The organism is Luteitalea sp. (assembly GCF_022842525.1).
GTDB lineage: Bacteria > Acidobacteriota > Vicinamibacteria > Vicinamibacterales > Vicinamibacteraceae > Luteitalea.
Genome location: NZ_JALHPM010000065.1, coordinates 14,369 through 32,577 on the forward strand (window position 1 = coordinate 14,369; position 18,209 = coordinate 32,577).

The 18,209-nt window shown below is 66.5% G+C and carries 15 protein-coding genes; 8 read left to right on the plus strand and 7 right to left on the minus strand.

The genetic code is table 11. The annotated features are described in order from the left end of the window. From Q0C41_RS14405 to Q0C41_RS14425, 5 genes are all read left to right on the plus strand, one after another. Window positions 1-153, plus strand: a complete 153-nt coding sequence (locus Q0C41_RS14405; protein ID WP_291984514.1) for a hypothetical protein — start codon at window positions 1-3, stop codon at window positions 151-153. A gap of 25 nt (window positions 154-178) precedes the next feature. Next, window positions 179-532, plus strand: a complete 354-nt coding sequence (locus Q0C41_RS14410; RefSeq protein ID WP_291984516.1) for a PadR family transcriptional regulator — start codon at window positions 179-181, stop codon at window positions 530-532. Further along, window positions 529-3,177: an ABC transporter permease gene (locus Q0C41_RS14415; RefSeq protein ID WP_291984517.1), complete on the plus strand. Its 2,649-nt coding sequence runs from the start codon at window positions 529-531 to the stop codon at window positions 3,175-3,177. The genes Q0C41_RS14410 and Q0C41_RS14415 overlap by 4 nt, the downstream gene beginning before the upstream one ends. Before the next feature lie 133 nt (window positions 3,178-3,310). After that, complete coding sequence (locus tag Q0C41_RS14420) at window positions 3,311-3,658, plus strand: PadR family transcriptional regulator (protein ID WP_291984519.1); 348 nt, start codon at window positions 3,311-3,313, stop codon at window positions 3,656-3,658. An 11-nt stretch (window positions 3,659-3,669) separates the two neighbouring features. Beyond that, complete coding sequence (locus Q0C41_RS14425; RefSeq protein WP_291984521.1) at window positions 3,670-6,375, plus strand: ADOP family duplicated permease; 2,706 nt, start codon at window positions 3,670-3,672, stop codon at window positions 6,373-6,375. A gap of 338 nt (window positions 6,376-6,713) precedes the next feature. Here the strand turns inward: Q0C41_RS14425 and Q0C41_RS14430 are convergent, their stop codons facing one another. From Q0C41_RS14430 to Q0C41_RS14450, 5 genes are all read right to left on the minus strand, one after another. Beyond that, window positions 6,714-7,799 carry a hypothetical protein gene (locus Q0C41_RS14430; protein ID WP_291984523.1) on the minus strand — a complete coding sequence of 362 codons (1,086 nt, stop codon included), beginning with the start codon at window positions 7,797-7,799 and terminating at the stop codon, window positions 6,714-6,716. A 105-nt stretch (window positions 7,800-7,904) separates the two neighbouring features. Continuing rightward, window positions 7,905-9,233, minus strand: coding sequence for a hypothetical protein (locus tag Q0C41_RS14435; RefSeq protein WP_291984525.1), 1,329 nt, complete (start codon window positions 9,231-9,233; stop codon window positions 7,905-7,907). Beyond that, on the minus strand, window positions 9,181-10,587 hold the full coding sequence (locus Q0C41_RS14440; RefSeq protein WP_291984527.1) for a nucleotidyl transferase AbiEii/AbiGii toxin family protein: 1,407 nt from the start codon (window positions 10,585-10,587) through the stop codon (window positions 9,181-9,183). Before Q0C41_RS14440 ends, Q0C41_RS14435 begins: the two co-directional genes overlap by 53 nt. Continuing rightward, window positions 10,584-11,417 carry a type IV toxin-antitoxin system AbiEi family antitoxin gene (locus Q0C41_RS14445; RefSeq protein WP_367079219.1) on the minus strand — a complete coding sequence of 278 codons (834 nt, stop codon included), beginning with the start codon at window positions 11,415-11,417 and terminating at the stop codon, window positions 10,584-10,586. The genes Q0C41_RS14440 and Q0C41_RS14445 overlap by 4 nt, the downstream gene beginning before the upstream one ends. A 418-nt stretch (window positions 11,418-11,835) precedes the next feature. Beyond that, window positions 11,836-14,304 (minus strand): FtsX-like permease family protein, encoded by a 2,469-nt coding sequence (locus tag Q0C41_RS14450; protein WP_291984532.1) that lies wholly within the window; start codon window positions 14,302-14,304, stop codon window positions 11,836-11,838. A 368-nt stretch (window positions 14,305-14,672) separates the two neighbouring features. Here Q0C41_RS14450 and Q0C41_RS14455 point away from each other — a divergent pair, with 368 nt between their 5' ends. Then, window positions 14,673-15,371, plus strand: a complete 699-nt coding sequence (locus Q0C41_RS14455; protein WP_291984534.1) for a hypothetical protein — start codon at window positions 14,673-14,675, stop codon at window positions 15,369-15,371. A gap of 153 nt (window positions 15,372-15,524) precedes the next feature. Here the strand turns inward: Q0C41_RS14455 and Q0C41_RS14460 are convergent, their stop codons facing one another. Further along, window positions 15,525-16,367 carry an FRG domain-containing protein gene (locus Q0C41_RS14460; RefSeq protein ID WP_367079220.1) on the minus strand — a complete coding sequence of 281 codons (843 nt, stop codon included), beginning with the start codon at window positions 16,365-16,367 and terminating at the stop codon, window positions 15,525-15,527. Between the two features lie 517 nt (window positions 16,368-16,884). Here Q0C41_RS14460 and vapB point away from each other — a divergent pair. Further along, on the plus strand, window positions 16,885-17,112 hold the full coding sequence (gene vapB, locus Q0C41_RS14465) for an antitoxin (RefSeq protein WP_291984538.1): 228 nt from the start codon (window positions 16,885-16,887) through the stop codon (window positions 17,110-17,112). After that, window positions 17,112-17,534: a type II toxin-antitoxin system VapC family toxin gene (locus Q0C41_RS14470; RefSeq protein ID WP_291984540.1), complete on the plus strand. Its 423-nt coding sequence runs from the start codon at window positions 17,112-17,114 to the stop codon at window positions 17,532-17,534. The genes vapB and Q0C41_RS14470 overlap by 1 nt, the downstream gene beginning before the upstream one ends. Before the next feature lie 7 nt (window positions 17,535-17,541). Here Q0C41_RS14470 and Q0C41_RS14475 read toward each other — a convergent pair whose 3' ends face one another. Beyond that, window positions 17,542-18,126: an SRPBCC family protein gene (locus tag Q0C41_RS14475; RefSeq protein ID WP_291984542.1), complete on the minus strand. Its 585-nt coding sequence runs from the start codon at window positions 18,124-18,126 to the stop codon at window positions 17,542-17,544. Window positions 18,127-18,209: the final 83 nt, after the last annotated feature.

Below are 18,209 nucleotides of genomic sequence, written 5' to 3' on the forward strand. Positions count from 1 at the left end.
GTGGCCACACCACATGAATGCACTCTGGCTTCGAGTCGTTGTGACTGGACCTACACCCTGGCGTCCGTCGCCATGCTGGCGCTTGCACGGGCACTGAACACCACGGTGTTCACGGTCGTGGACGCGATCCTGTTCCGCGGCTATCCCGAATGATCTCCGGCACGACACCAGAGGACCGATGGGACGCACTGACAAGCTCGACCTGATGCAAGGCACCCTCGACGTGATGGTGCTGCAGACGCTCGCGGCCATGGGCCCACAGCACGGCTACGGTCTGGCCCGACGCATCGAGCAACGCAGCGGCGGCGATGTCCTGCTGAACCAAGGGACGATCTACGCGGCGCTCGTGCGGCTCCAGCACCGCGGCTGGATCGCCGCCGACTGGGGCACGTCCGAGGCGAACCGGCGCGCCAAGTTCTACGCCATCACGAAGGCTGGGAGGAAGCAGTTGGCGGAGCAGAAGTCCTACTGGGCGCGGTTGTCCGCCGTGATGGGACGGGTGCTGGCACCGGCGGGGGGCGACGCGAAGTGACCGCCCGCTGGCGTAGCCGCATCATCCGCCTGTGGTCCGTCCTGACCCGACGGGAGACGGGCGCCGAACTCGATGACGAATTCGAGCATCACCTGGACCTGGCCGCCGCGGAACTCCAGCGGCGGGGCCACTCCCCCGCTGAGGCACGCCGCCTCGCCGCCGTCGGCTTCGGCAGCCGTGTCGCGGCCCGAGAGGCTGTGCACGAGGCGCGTGGGTTCCCGGTCCTGGAGAGGGCCTGGATGGATCTGCGCTACGCGGGACGAAGCCTGTGGCGTGCGCCGCGGTTCACCACGGGTGCCGTGCTGGTGCTAGCGCTTGGTATCGGCATCAACGTGGCCGTCTTCACCGTGGCCAACGCCGCCCTGTTTCGCGGATTCGCCGGTCTAACCGACCAGGACCGCCTCGTGTATCTGACGACCGGACGCGATTGCTGCGTGTCGTATCAGGACGTGCTCGACTGGCGGGCGACCACGCGGAGTTTCGCCGACATCGCGGCCGTGGCCGACCTGCGCGTGGCCTTCGATGCGGGCACCGGGGCCGAGACGGCCACCGCCACCGAGGTGACAGCCAATACGTTCACGCTGCTCGGCGCGCGCCCGGCGCTGGGACGTGACTTCGTCGCGGGCGACGATCGGCCCGGGGCCGCTCCTGTCGTGATGCTGAGTGACCGGTTCTGGCAGGCGAAGCTGCTCGGCGATCGGGGCGTGCTCGGACGCGTGGTCCGCATCAATGGCGTTGCGACCACGGTCGTCGGGATCATGCCGGCGGAGTTCGTATTCCCCCAGAACCAGGACCTCTGGCTACCCATCGGTCCGCGAGTCACGGGAGAGCCGCGCAGCGCCCGTCGTCTCTGGTTCGCGGTGGCGCGACTCGCGCCAGGCGTGACCGCGGCCGAGGCTCGGAGCGAGCTCGCGACCGTGGGCGTCCGCTTGGCCACGGCCTATCCGGAAACGAATGCGGGCATCACGCCATGGGTGCAGACGTTTGCGGCGATGTTCGTGGGCCGGGACGCCGCGGCGATCTACGGCGCGCTGTGGGCCGGCGTGGTGGTGCTGCTGACCATCACATGCGCGAATATCGCCAGCCTGCTGCTCGCCCGCAGCTTCGAGCGGACGCGCGAGGCCAGCATCCGCCTGGCGCTCGGTGCCGGACACGGCCGCGTGATCCGCCAGCAGCTGTTCGAGAGCCTGCTGCTGGCGCTCGGTGGCGGCGTTATTGGCACAGGCGTGGCGAGGCTGCTCTTGCGTGCGTACAGCGCCGCAGCCGTGCCGCCGACGCAGCCGTGGGCCGCACAACTGCTGGACTACGGCATGGACGCCCGCATCATCGCCTACGTGATGGGGATCACGGCGCTGAGCGGCGTGGCCGTGGGCCTCGCCCCGGCGGTGCGGATGGGTGTGCTCGACGTGATGACGGCCCTTCGTGACGGCGGCCGCGGCGCGGTCGGTGCACGCGGCCGACGACGCACAGCTCACGCGCTCGTGGCGACCCAGGTGGCGCTTGCAGTGCTCCTGCTGTCGGGCGCCGGCGTCCTGGCCCGCAGCTTTCTCATCGTCCAGGGACGGGATCTGGGCTTCGACCCGTCACACGTGCTCACGACCCTGACCATGCTGCCGGCGAGCCGCTATCCCGACACGGCCTCACAGTTCCGCTACCTGGACCGCGTCGCTGAGGGTCTACGCGGCATTCCCGAGATTCAGGCAGTCGCCTTCAGCGACTCCGGCGTCGCCCAGCGTGGCGGCCGGGCGGCGTTCGACATCGACGGCGCGATCGCACCAGACTCGGCCACCCGGCCGCAAGTGCGCACCATGGCGGTGAGCCCGAATTATTTCGAGGTGCTGGGCGCGTCGTCGCTGCAGGGACGCGACTTCGACGAACGCGATGGCACCAGCGACCGGTTGGCTCTGATTGTGAGTCGCCGGTTCGCGCAGACGCACTGGCCGAAGGGCGACGCCCTAGGCGCGCGGATTCGTCTCTACGCCGGCAGCACCGCCGGTCCGTGGCTGACGGTAGTTGGCGTGGCACCCGACCTGCGGCAAGGCGACCCGGCCCAGGCGGAGATTGAACCGTTGGTGTACCTGCCGCTCCGTCAACGTCCGGCGCGAGGCGCATGGGTGTTGGCCCGAACCGCGGTGCCGCCCCAACGCTTGAGGGCTGACATGCGCCGTGTGGTCCAGAACGTTGATCCCGAAGTGCCCCTGTGGCTCGGCCCCTACACGCTCACCGAATGGCGGGCGGGCACCTACTGGCGGCGCGGGGTCAACAGCGGGCTGGCGCTCACGTTTGCCGTGGCGGCTTTGGCCATCGCGGCGGTCGGCCTGTTTGCGATGCTGGCGCAGGATGTCGCCAGACGCTCGAAGGAACTGGCCGTCCGCGTGGCGCTGGGTGCCACGAGAGGTGGCGTCGCCTGGCTCGTCGCGCGCGGCGGCCTGGCGCCTGCACTCGTCGGCTTGGCCGTTGGTGGCGTGGCCTCGCTCGGCAGCAATCGACTGCTGAGCACCCAGCTGGTCGACGTCCCCTTCTGGGACCCGCTGACGTTGACCGTATCCGGTGCCGTGTTGCTACTGGCCGCGCTTGCCGGGTGCGCCTTGCCGGCACGCCGTGCGTCGCGAACAGATCCGCTCGTCGCGCTCAGGCTCGACTGACGCCGTTCCGTCTGAGCGAGCCGCGCTACGTCAGCCGCAAGCGCGCCTCGTCAGTGCGAGCCCGTGGGCCGTGCCGCCGTGTCACTCTACTTGACAGACCAGTAGAGTGCGGCGTAGTGTTCGCTCCACTGGCATGGCAAGTGGAAGACAGCGCACCGAACTCCTGCAGGGCACGCTCGACCTCATCGTGCTGCGCGCGCTCAGTACGATGGGCCCGCTGCATGCCTACGCGCTGGCCGCGAGGCTGGCGCAGATGACCGACGACGCCCCCCTGCTGCTGAATCAGGGCACGCTCTATCCAGCCCTCGTGCGCCTCGAGCAGAAGGGCTGGATCAAGGGCCGCTGGGACACCACCGAACACAACCGGGAAGCCAAGTTCTACGGGATCACGGCCGCGGGCACGCGCGCGCTCGGCGGCGAGACCGCGCGATGGCGGCGCCTGGCTGGGCTCGTCGAACGGCTGCTCGGCGACGAGCCGTGAGAGGAGACGGGATGCGACAGCGGTGGCTGCGCCTGTGGACCTTCCTGCGGCGCGATCGCGCCGAACGCGAGTTGACGCGTGAGCTCGACGCCCACGTGCGCCTGATCGAGGACGACCTGGTCCGGCGCGGCATGGCCCCTGCCGACGCCGCCCTCGCGGCCCGGCGTGCACTCGGCGGCGCTGACCAGGTACGCGAGCGCCATCGCGACGCCCGCTCGGTCGCCTGGCTCGAGGACCTGCGCCACGACCTCGGCCACAGCCTGCGGGCCCTGGGCCGGACACCCCTCTTTGCCGTCGCGGTCGTCGGCACACTGGCGCTCGGCATCGGTGCCTCCACCGCCATCTTCAGCGTCATCGACGCGCTCCTGCTGAAGCCCCTGCCCTACGCCGGCGGCGGCGGCAACCTCGTCCGTCTCATCGCGCACACACCGCCACCGCCAGGATCGGACGCGCCACCTCGCCGCGGCGACGTCGGGTTCAGCGCCGACGAACTGGACTCGCTCGGACAGCACCTGCGACACCTCGATCGCCTCGGCGTGGCCGGAGCCAGCGTGATGAACGTGCGCGGCGTCGACGGCGCGGGCGCTGTCACTGTCGGCTCCCTCACGAGCGGTGCGTGGCGCGCGCTCGGGGTGGAGCCGGCGATCGGGCGGCTGCCCTCGCCGCCGCCAGACGGCGCGCAGGAAGTCGTCCTCAGCCATGCCGCATGGCAACGTTACTTCGCCGGCGACCGCAACGTGCTCGGACGGTCGCTGACGTTCGACACCGTGCTCGGACGACGCACCACCCGCCAGCTCGTCGTTGTCGGCGTGATGCCAGCCTCGTTCACCTTCCCGAGACCGGAAACAGTCGCCTGGACTGCGGCGCCCCTCGCCGTCGGCCCCGGCGTGGTCTTCCGTGGCCGCATGGTCGCGAGCCTCGCCCCCGGCGCGACGATCGACGCCGCGCTCGCTGAATTGGAGCCACGTGTACGGACCATCCGTCAGCACGCGCCCGAGATCCGCTACGAGCTCGTCAACGAACGCGACGAACTCGTCGGTCCGGTGCGGCCCGCCGCGCTTGTCCTTGCCGCCGCCGTCGCGGTGCTCCTGCTGCTCGCCTGCCTCAACGTGGCCAATCTGCTGCTGGCGCGCACGATCGCCCGTCGCCGCGAGTTCTCGGTGCGCGCAGCCGTCGGAGCCAGCCAGAGTCGCCTAGCGCGACAGGCGCTGACCGAAAGCGCGCTGCTCGGCGTGGCGGGGGGCACGGCCGGACTCGTCGTCGCTCGAGGCGCACTCGAGGGCTTCCGCGCCCTGGCCACGACGCTGCCGAGGATCGACCTGACCAGCTCCGGCCCAGGCTGGGGCGGCTCCTCGTTCCCGCGGCTCGATGACGTGACGCTCGACGGACGGGTGCTCCTCTTCGCCGTCGTTCTGGCCGTGGGTTGTGGACTCGTGACCGGCGTGGCCGCCGCGTTGCGCGCCTCGCGCGCGGATGTGTTCGGTGCTTTTCGCGCCATCGGTACGGCGACGGTCGGCGGACGGCGCGCTACCGGCGCTCGCCGCGTGTTGGTCGTGACGCAGGTCGCCTGCGCGATGACGCTGCTGGTGCTGGCGGTGCTGCTCGGGCGCAGCCTACAGCAGCTCACGGCCGCACCAACCGGCTACGCCACCAGCCACGTGCTCACCTTCCAGGTCGGCCTGCCAGCCACGACCTATCCTGACGATCGCGTGCTGACCTTCGCCGACGCGGTGACCGAACGCCTGCGCGCATTGCCCGGCGTGGAGGTCGCCGCCTACGCGAATCAGATTCCGATGGTGCAGCTCCGGGACACGGCGGGCGGTCTGTGGACCACTCCGGACGCCACGCGGACGTTTGCACCGGACGCCGCCGACGCCCGCCTCGTCAGCCGCGACTACTTACGCGCCCTCGATGTGCGCATCGTCGCCGGGCGCGGCTTCGACGAGCGCGACGACGCCAGTCAGCCTCGCGTGGTGCTAGTCAACGAGAAGCTCGCGCGGCAGCAGTTTCCGAATGGCGACGCCGTCGGCCGGACCGTCTTCGTCGGACGCGACGTCGCGCCGTGGACCGTTGTCGGGATTGCCGCCGACGTTCGCCAATTCGGACTCGACAAGTCGCCGGAACCGCAGTTCTTCGTCGACCTACGCCAGTGGCAACGCGGTATGCCGATCTTTCCTGCCGGCGCGTATTACGTGATTCGCGGCCCTGCGACCTCCGCCGCCATGGCGGCGGACCTGACCCGGCTCGTGCGCACGGTGGAGCCCGAGGCCGTCGTCTTCAACGTCACGCCCATGGACACCATCGTCGGCTCGTCGGTGGCGCGACCGCGGCTCTACGCCAGCCTGATCGGCCTGTTCGCCGCGATCGGCGCGCTGCTGGCCGCCATCGGCCTGTACGGCGTGCTGTCGTTCGTGGTGCACGAACGCACCGCCGAAATCGGCATTCGTCTCGCCCTCGGGGCCACCCGCGGCGACATTCTGCGGATGGTGGCCCGCGAGGGCGGCGCTCTCGTGGCTGTCGGCCTCGTCGCGGGCAGTGCCGGGGCGCTCGCGCTGGCCCGGGGTGTCGAGACGCTGCTCTACGGCGTGGCCCCCACCGACCCGCGAGTGTTCGTGGCGGCCGCCGGGCTGTTCGCGGTCATCGCCGGCGTGGCCATCCTCGTGCCGGCGCGACGCGCGATGCGGGCCGATCCGTTGCCGGCGATTCGCTGCGAGTAGCGCAGGCAGTGGCCCACCGCGACGCGGGGCTTCGCGGGTGGAAAACCCACCCAAGTGCCGGTGTCAGGTACAAAACAGGCACAGCTCAGCCATTGAAAGACTGCAAGTTGTTGACCTGAAATGACTTATTGTTGGCGGAGAGGGTGGGATTCGGACTGCGTCCACCTGTTGAAAACAAAGAACTTACGGGATTTCCACTTCCTCCAGATCCGCTAGAACCGCTCAAAGGCCCGGGTAGACGCACGTATTGCGCACGCGGCGCCATATACATTTCGTATACCGCACCTCGATCATCATCGGAGGCGCCTGCTGCCCGATTCGGCCGATAGCCGACAACCTCAACCCCTCAGCGCTCGCCTTTCCTGGTCGGTGAGAAAGCGGTCTAGCAGCTCCGGCGTCCTGCTCGCCACGATGACCTCGGAGCGGATCCGCCTTGCCAAATCGATAGCCCCTCGGCCGAAGATGTACTCGACTACTGGCTGCAGCTCACGAATGGCGGCGCCCGCTGCGGTGGCGATCGCGACGACCTGCGAGATCGGCCCTTCGGTCGCGACGGCGACGCCAGCGCTTGCGGCACCGGCTACGAGATCCCAGAGGACCCGTGACGGCTCAATCGCGATCGCCGGTGCACCCGGCGACATTGCCTCCGACACGCGGCCGAGCTCCCTCTGTATCGTGCGCATCTCACGAACGTCAGATGAGGCGCGGAGCTGTTCGATCAAGTCCCACAGGCGGGCTCGCGGCTCGTGCCATTCGTCACGAAGCTCGATCAAACGATTCACGAGATTCTCGCGCGAATCGCATCGCTTCAGGGCGATTGAAAGAATGGGCGGCACAGCCACTCCCAGGTGGGCCGCATGTGCTTCTCGGGCAAATTCCTGAGTTTCTCGATCAAGGACAGCGAACAACTGCTCGGGATACTGGCTAGCGCTGACTCGTAGTGCCGAACCAACTGCGCCACCACACACGATGCTCGCGCCAGACCGTAGCGTACTCGTGAGCTTGTGAAGGTAGCGCTCATGAGCGCGATGGTAGGGGTCGCCAGAACCGGCTCCCGACATCTCGATGGCGAGGGCCTTCAGGGGTTCCGACAACTCGAACGTTACGTCGCGCAGCGGGTCGGGGCCGAGATTTCGACCGAACAGAGCGCCATAGGGAGTTAAGTCCGGCATGAACGCAACGATAACGTTGCGCCCGCCGGCCGCGATCTCCTCCTCGCTCCACTCGTGCTCGTCCTCTGGCGCCGGCATTGGCTCGCCTTCCATCACCATCGCGTCGTGTAGGACGATGGCTCTCGCGAACCGCTCGGCAAGCGCTAGCTCCTCCAGAGACGAAAGATTCCCGGTGACGAGACTCCTGAAGGGATAGAAGCCTTCCTGATCGCAGAGGGCTGTTCTGACTCGGCGGGGCGAGATGCTCTCCATTGTCTTGCCGCCAGCCTCAAAGAACTGGATGCGCCACGAGGTGCATCGGCAACACCAGAGACCGGCGCTTCGCAGCCTGTTCAGCGAGACGTGATGTTCTGCTCATCATTGTTCTTCACCATCAAGGTCTGGTGGAGCACCATCCGGTCGTCCGTTGAGTTGCAGAGACCTGGTGACGTCGTGGACGGCGCCATCGCGCTCGACGTCCGCTCGCTTCATGGTGGCGCGGGTGCCGGTGTGCTTGTCCCCACTCCATAGTTCGACGCTGATCTTCGTCATCTGCATCTGCGGGCCCATCCTTGGCGTGATCTTCTCGTTCCATTGAACGTCATGGCAACCGTCGTCAGTCTTCCGAAGGCTCCGGATGTCTGTGCGCCATTCAACCAATGGATAGCGTTGTCCCGGCGCCGCGGGGTCACCTGAACCGCTGATCGTGCCGCGGAGGTATTTCGTGAAGGGAAACCCGATGAGTGGGCTGTCGTATGGGCTGACCAGCATCTCGTTCCTTGGTGCCGTTGGCACATTGCTCAGGTCCAAGATCGCTGTGCGGAGATACGTAGCCGCTTGGTCGCGTACCTCCCTGGCCAGCTTCCGCAGTGCATCGAGCGGCATATAGCCATGCTCGAATCCATTGGACACATCGGTGACCGTCTTGTAGCACTGCTCGTCGTCTCCTAGGATCACACGTCGACGAAGCGTCGGGTCGAGCTGCTTTAGCTCAACTCCCAGCGCCTTGGCGAGTTCCGCAGGGCTGATTGCGCCCGTTCTTTCGAACTGCGCCCGTTTGGCGACTGGAGTCAGGGCCTCGACGCCCATCCACAGCTGGCCGACTGCGCGCGTCTCGTCTCCCAACCCCCAGAAGCGCAGGGCTTGTTGGTAGTGAGCTGCCGCACGGTGCAGCCGAACGCTGTCCGGGCTTCGCCCGACGGCGTCGGTCAGCGCCGAAAGAAGCGTGGCCTTGACGGGGCGGGTCTGCCTCAACGTCGGCTGGCCGTCGGGGAGAAAGTTCTGGAAGAACGCGCGTTCGGTGCGCTCGAGCGTCGCATCGAACGCGAAATGGAGTTCCAGGTCCTCGACCGCTGTATTCAGGGCAACGTCAAAGACCGGTGTCAGAGCTCGTGCGGCATTCGGGAATCGACGTATCGCATCCTCGAGAGACTCCGCCCGCCCCCTCACCTCGGCGAAGAGCCATCGGGGTACTCTTGCCTCGAAGCCCCTGTCTTCGTAGGCCGTTCTGAAGGTGACGTCTACCTTCGCGTCACCGGCAGGAAAGCCGCGCACCGACCACTCGCCGTCTTCTGGAAAGAGGGCTGCAGCCCTGCCGCGCGACACCGCAATGAACGTGCCTGGGGCTTCACTCGGCCGCGTCGAGCCATCGGGCTCAGTATTCAGTGTCGACATGGTGTCCTCGACGACCTCGGCACGCCCAGCCATCAGGCGTCTTGTGTTCGCGCAGGCCCGAATCTCGGGTCTTCCTCCTGAACTTCTTCCCGCAGAGCGTGCACTGGTACACGTAGGTGGGGCCGGGACGCGCGGAGGGATGGCGTGTCCGACCAACGCCGTCGGACACTGTCGTCGCCGATCGCTCCGTGTCTGGAATGAACATCGGGCCACTGGGCGTCAACTCAACAGCGTACTTCGGCACGAACCCCTGCGACGTGGCGCGCGCACCCTGCATGCGGTCCACGCGGTAACTGCGCGATTCGCCGGTTGACACCTTGATCGCATGCAGAATGACGTTGTCGTCTTTGGTCCGCCGCAGCGAGTACGGTTCGATGCGGCGCGTCTCGCCGTCGTAGTCCAGGTCTACGCACATCCGATTGGCAGCGGCGAATCGGATGATCTCCAACAAGCCCGAGCCGTAGGACGTCGACCGCGAACGCCCATAGTTGGACGGCAGGACAACGTCGCCCGCCGCCAACGGCATTGCCGCCGGCCGAGGAGGGCTGACCGCATGCGTGAGCCATTGGAAGATCGCGGGGAGTTCGTCCCAGAAGGCTTGAAATGGCGGGAGCTGTGGCAGCTGGTGCTGCAGCATCGCCGTCCAGTCTGCCTCCAACTCCTCTCGGTGCGCGGCGAGCACCGCCGGCGACGGCACTGCCGCACTCTTGTACGCGCACTTCCGCTGCAGCAGACTCAAAATGGCCGCCGCCGCATCGCGAAACTGTCCGTTCCGGAACAAGTTCACGACGTCGTACAGGTCCCGCGGTCGGCCGCGTTCGCTCAGCGCGCGGAGCTTCTCGGCGAAGACCTCGTCGAAGTCGTAGCACCGACACGTGATGCCATAGGCTGGTGCGTCCGAGTACGGGTGGGCCACGACTCGTTCAACCGGCGGCTTGACGAGTAGTTCGTCGGCCGTGAGGTCCAGTTTTATGCGCGGGAGGTTCCCTCCTGAAGGCGCAATCGGACCGCGATAGTACACACGGCCTTCGCAACTCAGCCGATTCCGGGGATTCTGGAAGACGTCGAACCGAAGCTGGCCGGCTGGGATCTCGATGCCTGTCTGCTCGTAGACCCACGCAGAGACATCGCCGAATGCACTGACGAGGAAAGGCGGGTCGAGGTGCGACTCGTCCGTCAGCGTGAAATCCAGGTCTTCAGAGAAGCGATACGTCTCGAAGTAGCACTTCTTGAGGCAGGTGCCGCCCTTGAATACCCACGTCGGGCGCAGGCGTTCCTGGTTGTAGATGCCGGCGAGGAGCCAGCCCAGCACGTAGTCCTTCTCGACGACTTGCGCCTGCAGCCCCAGGTCGCGGGCAACGTCGAGGATCTCGCGTCGGTCAATCACGACGGACCTCGGCGCTTCCAGCGGTCCGGCACCCAAAGCCGCCACTGCCTGACGAGCCGAGGGCAGGCCAACGCCGGATCCAGCTTGGCGTTGCCGGCCGTGAGCCTCTTCGCGCACGCCTCGGCGAGCGTCTCGTAACCGGGCTGGCGCGACGCCAAGAACCCGAGGCGCTTGAACACCGCCCCGTTGCCCAGCTTGTCCGCGTAATCCACGAGCGCCTGTGACCGCGTGTCGGTCGCCGCCAGGTGGCGCATCAGGCATTCGTTCACATGAGCAATGCCACCACCGACGGCGGGATCGGCGAGCATGTCAACAATGGTGCGGGCCGGGTCGGACACGGCCACCTTGACTTGGCCACGCCAGATCGACTTCGTGCCGAACATCGCGTCGCGTGCGACTCGCTTCAAGGCGAACGGCACACCGACGACGGTCTGTTCCTTCTTCCGAATCGGCTTCGTCGTGAACACACAGACGCTGCGGAAGATCTGCTCGGTCAAATCCCAGTGTTCCGCGGCCGTCCATCCGCCGATGTAGCCAGGCTCGAACAGCCGTGCGGCCAGCACCCACGGATCCTCCATGACGAACCTGTCGGCGGTCGTGTCGAGCGCGACGGGGGCGTACAGTCCGCGCCGGACGTGCTTGAGCCAGCCCTGTTGAGCCCAGCGAGACAGGAGTTTCGCAGTTCGTCGGCGGTCCAGTCCGAGCGCCTCGACCGCCGAGTCGATCGTCACGAACTGAGTGCTGGCCCGCAACACGGACCTTAGTTGTTGGCGAAGCCTCAGCGACTCAGGGGCACCGGTGCCAGCGACTTGGCTGGATATATCGTTCATGTCGCAGTTCCACCAGAAGCGGAACTACAGCATACATGATGTATCGAACCGCAAGATCGGTGCCGAAATTGGGCTTAGCCCATCCACTTAAACATCTGATTCTAAATGACTTATTTGGCGGAGAGGGTGGGATTCGGACTGCGTCCAGTTGTTGAAAACAAAGAACTTACGGGCTTTCCGCTTCCTCTCGATCCGCCAGAACCGCTCGAAAGCCGAGATGGACGCACGTATTGCGCACGTGGCGCCATATACGTCTGGTATACGGCACGAAGCACCCGGGAGCGCCCTCCGAACGCCGGAATGGCCCGTCGCCCGACGGCGCTTTCGCCGCGTCCTGCTACAGGCGGAGGGAAACGGCGCTCAACCTGCGCCCCGACACCTAGGAGCGAAGCCACGCTGACTCGGCGCAGGGCCGAACCTACTCCGCTCGCAGCACGTCCGCTGGTGCCATCTGGCCAGCTCGGCTCGCCGGCCATGCTGTGGCCAACAGAAGGATGCCTGCGAGCCCGAGGCCCGAGACGACCAACGGCAGCACCTCGGGGTGAGCCCCCATGACCCACGACGAGGCTGCGCGCAGAATCCACCACGCACCGATCAGGCCGGGGACGATGCCGCAGACCGCCCGCCACGTTGCCTGCCGCAATACGAGCGTCACGATGTCGACTGGCACGGCACCAACGGCGAGATGGACACCCAGTTCGCGGCGGCGGCGGGTGGTCCAATGCACGGCGGCTCCGAACATTCCCATGGCAGCCATGACGACCGCCACCAGCGCGAATGCGCCCGCGCACTCGGCCAGCAGCCGCGTCTGCGCCGTGTTTCGGTCGACGAAGTAGCTGAAGGGCCGGGTGGTGAACGCAAAGGGCACCTGGTCACGGGTCAGCAGCGCTGCGAGGGAGGCACCGATCGTGATGCCGGCCTGCGGACGCACCACCAACACCGCACTTCGCAGGCGATCGAGCCGATGCAGCTGCTGCGCCGCCGCCACATACAGAGCGGGCATCGCCTCTTCGCCCAACATCTTGAACTGCACGTTCTCGGCGATACCGACGATGCTCAGTTCTTCGGCACCGCCGTCGTCGGTTGGTCGAACGAGTCGTTTAGGCAGGGAACGGTCACCAGCGAAGAATTTTTCGACGAGCGCCGTGTTCACGATCGCCACAGCTGGACGCCCAGACGCATCGCTGTCGGCGAAGTCTCGGCCCGCGAGTAACGCGGTCCCCATGGCGGCAAGGTAGCCTGGCGAGATCCAGTGGAACTGCACGACGCGGTCGCGCTCAGGCATCGCGTCTGTCTGCTCAGACGACACGATGGTCGTCATGTAGAAACCCTGCAGCGGCACGGTCTGAGCGAGCGCCGCATGCTCCACGCCGGGAAGGGCCGCCACCCGCGCGCGCAACTGCTCCATGCCACGCACCGCGACGTCGTCGTCCACGCGGTCAAGGTGCATCTCGACGGCGATCGTGTCTGGCGCATGCACGCCTGTGCCGTCCTGCACCAGGCCACGATGACTGGCCCACAGCAACGCCGCGGAGGCGACGATCATCGTCGAGAACGCGAGTTGGGCCGACACCAGTCGGCCGAGCCTCGCAGTCTGGGCTCGACCGGGCGTTCGGTTCGCGAGCGCGGCTGCGGCGTCGACGTCCTTCGCCGCGAGTAGCGGCGCGACACTACACAGCACTCCGGTGAAAAGGGCGGCGGCCGCCGCCGCCCACACGCCTCGCCAGTCGAGAGGCGTCCCGAACTCAATCGGCACGCCCATTCCGCTCAGTCGCGTGAGGAGCACCGGTGCGAGCCACCAGGCGAGAACCAGCCCACACCCCGCCCCAATAGCGGCGAGCAACAGGCCATCCGCCATGACCTGCGTCGCAAGCTGCCGCCGCGACGTGCCCAGCGCCAAGCGCACGGCGAACTCGTAGCGCCTTCCCTCCGCCTGCGCGAGTAACACAGCGGCCACGTTGCCGCACACCGCCACAAGCACGAGCAGCGCCAGCCCAAGCACGAGCGTTAAGGGGCGAGAGTAGTATCGCGCTGGCAACGAGCCGCCCTGCGGTGCCGGCGTCAAGACGAATGGAGCACGCAGGTATGCCTCGCGGTCGCGCGCCTGCCGGTAGTTCGGCATCGTCTCGAGTCGAATGGCAGACTGTGCGCGGCGAAGGGCATCCGTCGCTGCGACCACCCCCAGCCCCGGTTTCAGCCTGGCAAAGACGTCGAGCATCGCACCTCCGGCCCGCGTGGTCACGAAGCTGGAGGCGCCAGCTACGAGCGGTTCGGAGGCCATGGGCAGGACGAGATCGAACGGACGTCCCACCTCGAAGCCTTCGAACGACTCGGACGCCACGCCCACCACGGTGAATGGCACGCCAGCAACGGTGAGTGTTCGACCGATCGCGCCGTCGCTTCCACCGAAGCGACGCATCCAGAAGCGATGGCTGACAACCGCCACGGGACCGTGCGGCCCGCCGCCAATCACGTCGTCGGACGGCGCGAGCACGCGCCCGCGGGACGCGCCCACGCCAAGCAGGCGAAAGGCGTCGCCGCTCACCCACACCGCAGTCGCGTGGTCGGACTCCCCGGTCGTCGCGAGGTCGACCTCGGTGGTCTTGCGCGCGAACGCCACGTCGAAGACCGCCGTCTGATTGCGGAGAACCTCCCACGCTCGGTAGGTGTAGCCGCGCGGTCGTCTGCGGGAGATCGCGTCGTCGTCAGAGAGTTGGTACACCTCATGCGGGCGGTCGATCCGCAGGGTCCGGAACAGCAACTGGTCAACGACCGCGAAGAATGCGTTCGCGGTGCCAATGCCAAGCGTGAGGCTGACGATGGTGACGAGCGTCACGACCGGCGCCTTGCGCCACGTGCGCCAGCTGTCACGGAGAATGCAATCCATGCGACCTCCGCCGGAGTACGAACGGTGTCACTCTAGCAGCCTTTCGCGGTCCATGGACCGCGGATAGCCTTGCACCGCTTGGAACACTATCCGTCGCGTCGCGAGACTACCGCGCCGGGGCTCGCCCCGCCGACGCGAGCGGTTCGTCCAGCCATGCCTACCGTGCCTGAGCCACCCTGCTGCTGCAATGGACGACACACCGTAGGTGACACACACCAGGACAACTCAGATGCGTGCTGCGGGCTAGAGCAGCGAGGTCGTGATGTGGCGAGCGTGACGCCGGCTGCCGCCGCCGCTTGGAGACCGCATCGCCTGCCAGCAAGACGCTTCGAGCGAGACGCCGTTGCGCTGCTGCCAGAATGTTCTCCATGACCGTCGATCTCTACGCGATGGAAGCGGATAGCTTCGAAGCCGATGTCAACTTGTTGATCAGACACACGCTGCACGTGGCGCTGACTAACCTCTCCGCTTCCGCCAATGTCGAGCTGGCGTCTATCGAAGGGGCTCTCAATCGGACCAGGGACGACCAGGTCCAGTACTACCTGGTGGAACAGCACGTCGACGTACTCGCCACCGGCGCGTCGCAAGAACGATTCCTCGTGAACATGGCCGTCGTCGCACTGGCGTCCCGGCTGCTCCACGCCCTGAAGCTGATGGCACGGACCGCGGAACACTTTCGGCCCACTACGCACAACTACAAAGGCAAGAGCGAGTTTCTGCGGCTCTGGACGGAATACAGAGAGCGTTTCTCGGTCGACTTCAAGGCCAACTCAGCCAAGATTGCGTTCGTCGAGCCGATGGTGATGGCCCGCAATCGGATCGTTCATGCCGGCGGCGAAGCCAACGAGTGGAGTCGGAACACACGGGAGAGCCTGCGGATCGGTCAGGAACCTTCGCTCGACACCAGCTTCTCTGACTCATGCCCGCAATTCGTCACCGGCGAGGGCTGGAATGCTGAAGTCGTGGTCAGGCAGGTCCAGCTCGACTCGATGTGCGATTCAGCAGTCGAACTCGTTCGATGGCTCGCGAAGGAGCTGAGCGCCCAGGCTCAGGTGGCCAGCACTTAGTGAATCGCCGGGCCGGTCCCGGGCGTCGTTCGGCAGCCGGTGCCTGGGCGCACCAAGCGCCATCCACGCAATCCTCGGGCTCAGATGCCGCCCCACGGTCACAAGTCGCGGTCAACACCGGCGCCCCCCGTGCACGGACCGGCCGATCTAGAGCTAGAACGACAGGTCTGAGTTGCCTCTGACCGCGGCGCGCACAGCCCAGCGCCCCACGTCCTCGTCGACCAATTCGTATCGCAGCGACTGCGCGAACCCGTCCAGGCCTGGGTATAGGCTTGCACGGCTGATGTTCATCAACCTTAGGTCCCGCAGGACTTCACCTCTGGTAGATCCGTCGATCTGATAGCACTTGACGTGCTGCCCGATGTCCTCTTTCGGCTCGAGCATCGCACGCAGATTCTCTTCGAAAGGAAGGGAGACATCGCCAGGAACAGCAAACAATGCCTGCTGTGCGATCTGCCGCGTGCTGAGCTGCATCGGCCCTGCCGGGGCGACCAGAGATGCCTTGTTGAGTTCTTTCGCTCGGTACAGCCAGGAGTACGTCGGGTAAGGCTCGCCGCTCAGGTTGGCGGCGAGAAGCACGCGGTCAGCCTGAGCGCGACACCAGGACTCGCTGATCGCCCAGATAGCGCAGGGCTCGTCAGCGCTTGCGTCTTCGATCGCGAAGTACGCGGCGACGTACGGTGACCGAGTGAAGTCCAAGAGCCGCGTCGGCGTCCCGTGGTGCTGCATCGTTGCGAGCCAGTCAAACCGATGCTGGGGAATCTGGCCTGCGGGAAGGTAGTTCGCCACCACTTGCCCGAACCTAAACCTGAGGCTCTGTTCCGCCTTCGGTCTCTCAGCCCCATTGGGCAAAGCGCGTTCGAGGCTCGACTCCAACCTCCACGACAGGCGTCGTTGCCCCCGAAACATCCAATCCCGTTCGTCTCGCAGTCGGTTCTTGAGAGAGGCCCACGACGTGAGGGGCTCTGGTTCTACGAGCGCAGTGGACGGTGCCATGGCCGCCAGAGCATAGCGCGAATGCCGAATCGTGTCGGCTCGCAGCAAGACACCAAAGGTGTCAAGGCAGCGACGCCCAGCAACGGATCGGATCGCAGCCGGTTGCCCGGGCCATCTCACCCTTCATGGGCGCCCCGTCGCTCGGCCTGGCTGCAAACCAGCCCGAACTGACGGGCGTCTGAGCAGCGCTCCCGGTTGGTTCCCGATCAGTCTCGGAGCGGGGCGCCAAGACGCTGCTCGACCTCGATCGTAGATCTGTCGACATCCGACGGCGCAAGGTTCAGCGCGTCGGCGGCGTTCTTTGAGGTAAGCGGCGAGAGCCGCCACGCCGGAGGTGTGTTTGGCGGAGAGGGTGGGATTCGGACTGCGTCCAGTTGTTGAAAACAAAGGACTTACGGGCTTTTCGCTTCCTCCCGATCCGCCAGAACCGCTCGAAATCCGAGATGGACGCACGTATTGCGCACGCGGCGCCATATACGACTTGTATATGGCAGACCGGCTTCGGGAGGTGCCCGACATGTCACGAACCGCGAAGGTCTTCATGACCAACCGCAGCCAGGCGGTGCGGCTGCCGAAGGAATTCCAGTTCGCCACCGACGAGGTCCTCATCCGCAAGGTCGGCGACGACGTCATCCTCTCCCCTCGCCCGCGCAACTGGAAGACGTACCTGGCGTCCGCGCCCGTGGCATCGGCGACCTTCATGGCCGACGTCGAGGACCAGCCAGTGCAGGAACGAGAGCCGTGATGCCCCGCTTCATGCTGGACACGGACACGTGCTCCTACATCATGAAGCGCTCGCATCCCCTGGTCTTGAAACGACTGCAGACCTTCTCGGTCGATGACGTCTGCATGTCCGTGGTCACAAAGGCGGAATTGCTCTACGGAGTGGAGGTATCACCCCGCCGCGCGCATGACGCCGCCGCCCTGGCGGCTTTCCTCCCCTACGTAGAGGCGGTGGATCTCGACGAGGGCGCCGCGCTCCACTGCGCGGAGATCCGGGCGGACCTGAGGCGCCGGGGCGTGATGATTGGCGCCAACGACCTGTTCATCGCCGCGCACGCGCGAGCTCTGGGGCTCACGCTGGTCACGAACAACACGGCGGAGTTCGAGCGGGTGCGCGACCTGACGCTTGAGAACTGGACGCTGCCGACGCGGCGTTCTCGCTGACGAACACTCAACGCCCTGGTGGCACTCCGCGTGGTGCCGGCGGCGGCAGAGTGCCGCCTTCGGCCAGCGTCTTCATGTTCTGCAGGGCGCGCGTGAAGAGCGCTCTGCGGCTGGCGATGTCCTTGTCGCGCGCGGGGCCGTCGGGCAGCATCGAGTTGTCGAAGAACAGCGTGTAGAGAAGCCGGGACGTCGTGGCGCTGATGGGCCGCGCCTCGAGCGTACCGTGGTACAGGTTGTAAGGTCGCCCGTCCCGCACCGGCTGCGTGTAGGTGTAGGACATCTCGGTTCTGCCGACCAGGATCTCGTTCGCCACGGACCGCACGGCACCCACCTCGCCGTCCTTGCCCCAGGTGATGGTGCATGGGATCTGGAGCCATTCGCCGATGTCGCACCACTTGCCCACGCGTTTCCACACGTCGGCGGCCGGTCGATTCACCGTAATCTCGAGCGGGATCGAGACGTAGGTCGGCGACGCGACGGCGACACCCGGAGACGACGCTGGCGCCGCAGCGGGCGTTTGTGCGGCCGCGAGGAACGGCGCCACGGAGAGCGCAACGGCCACGGTCGTGGCGCACACGATCGGCATCTTCATGACAGGCCTCATACCGGATTGCCCCCGGCGCAGCACGGGCACCCGGGCCCCATCGGCGGTGGATTCGTGGTGGGCGTCGCGCC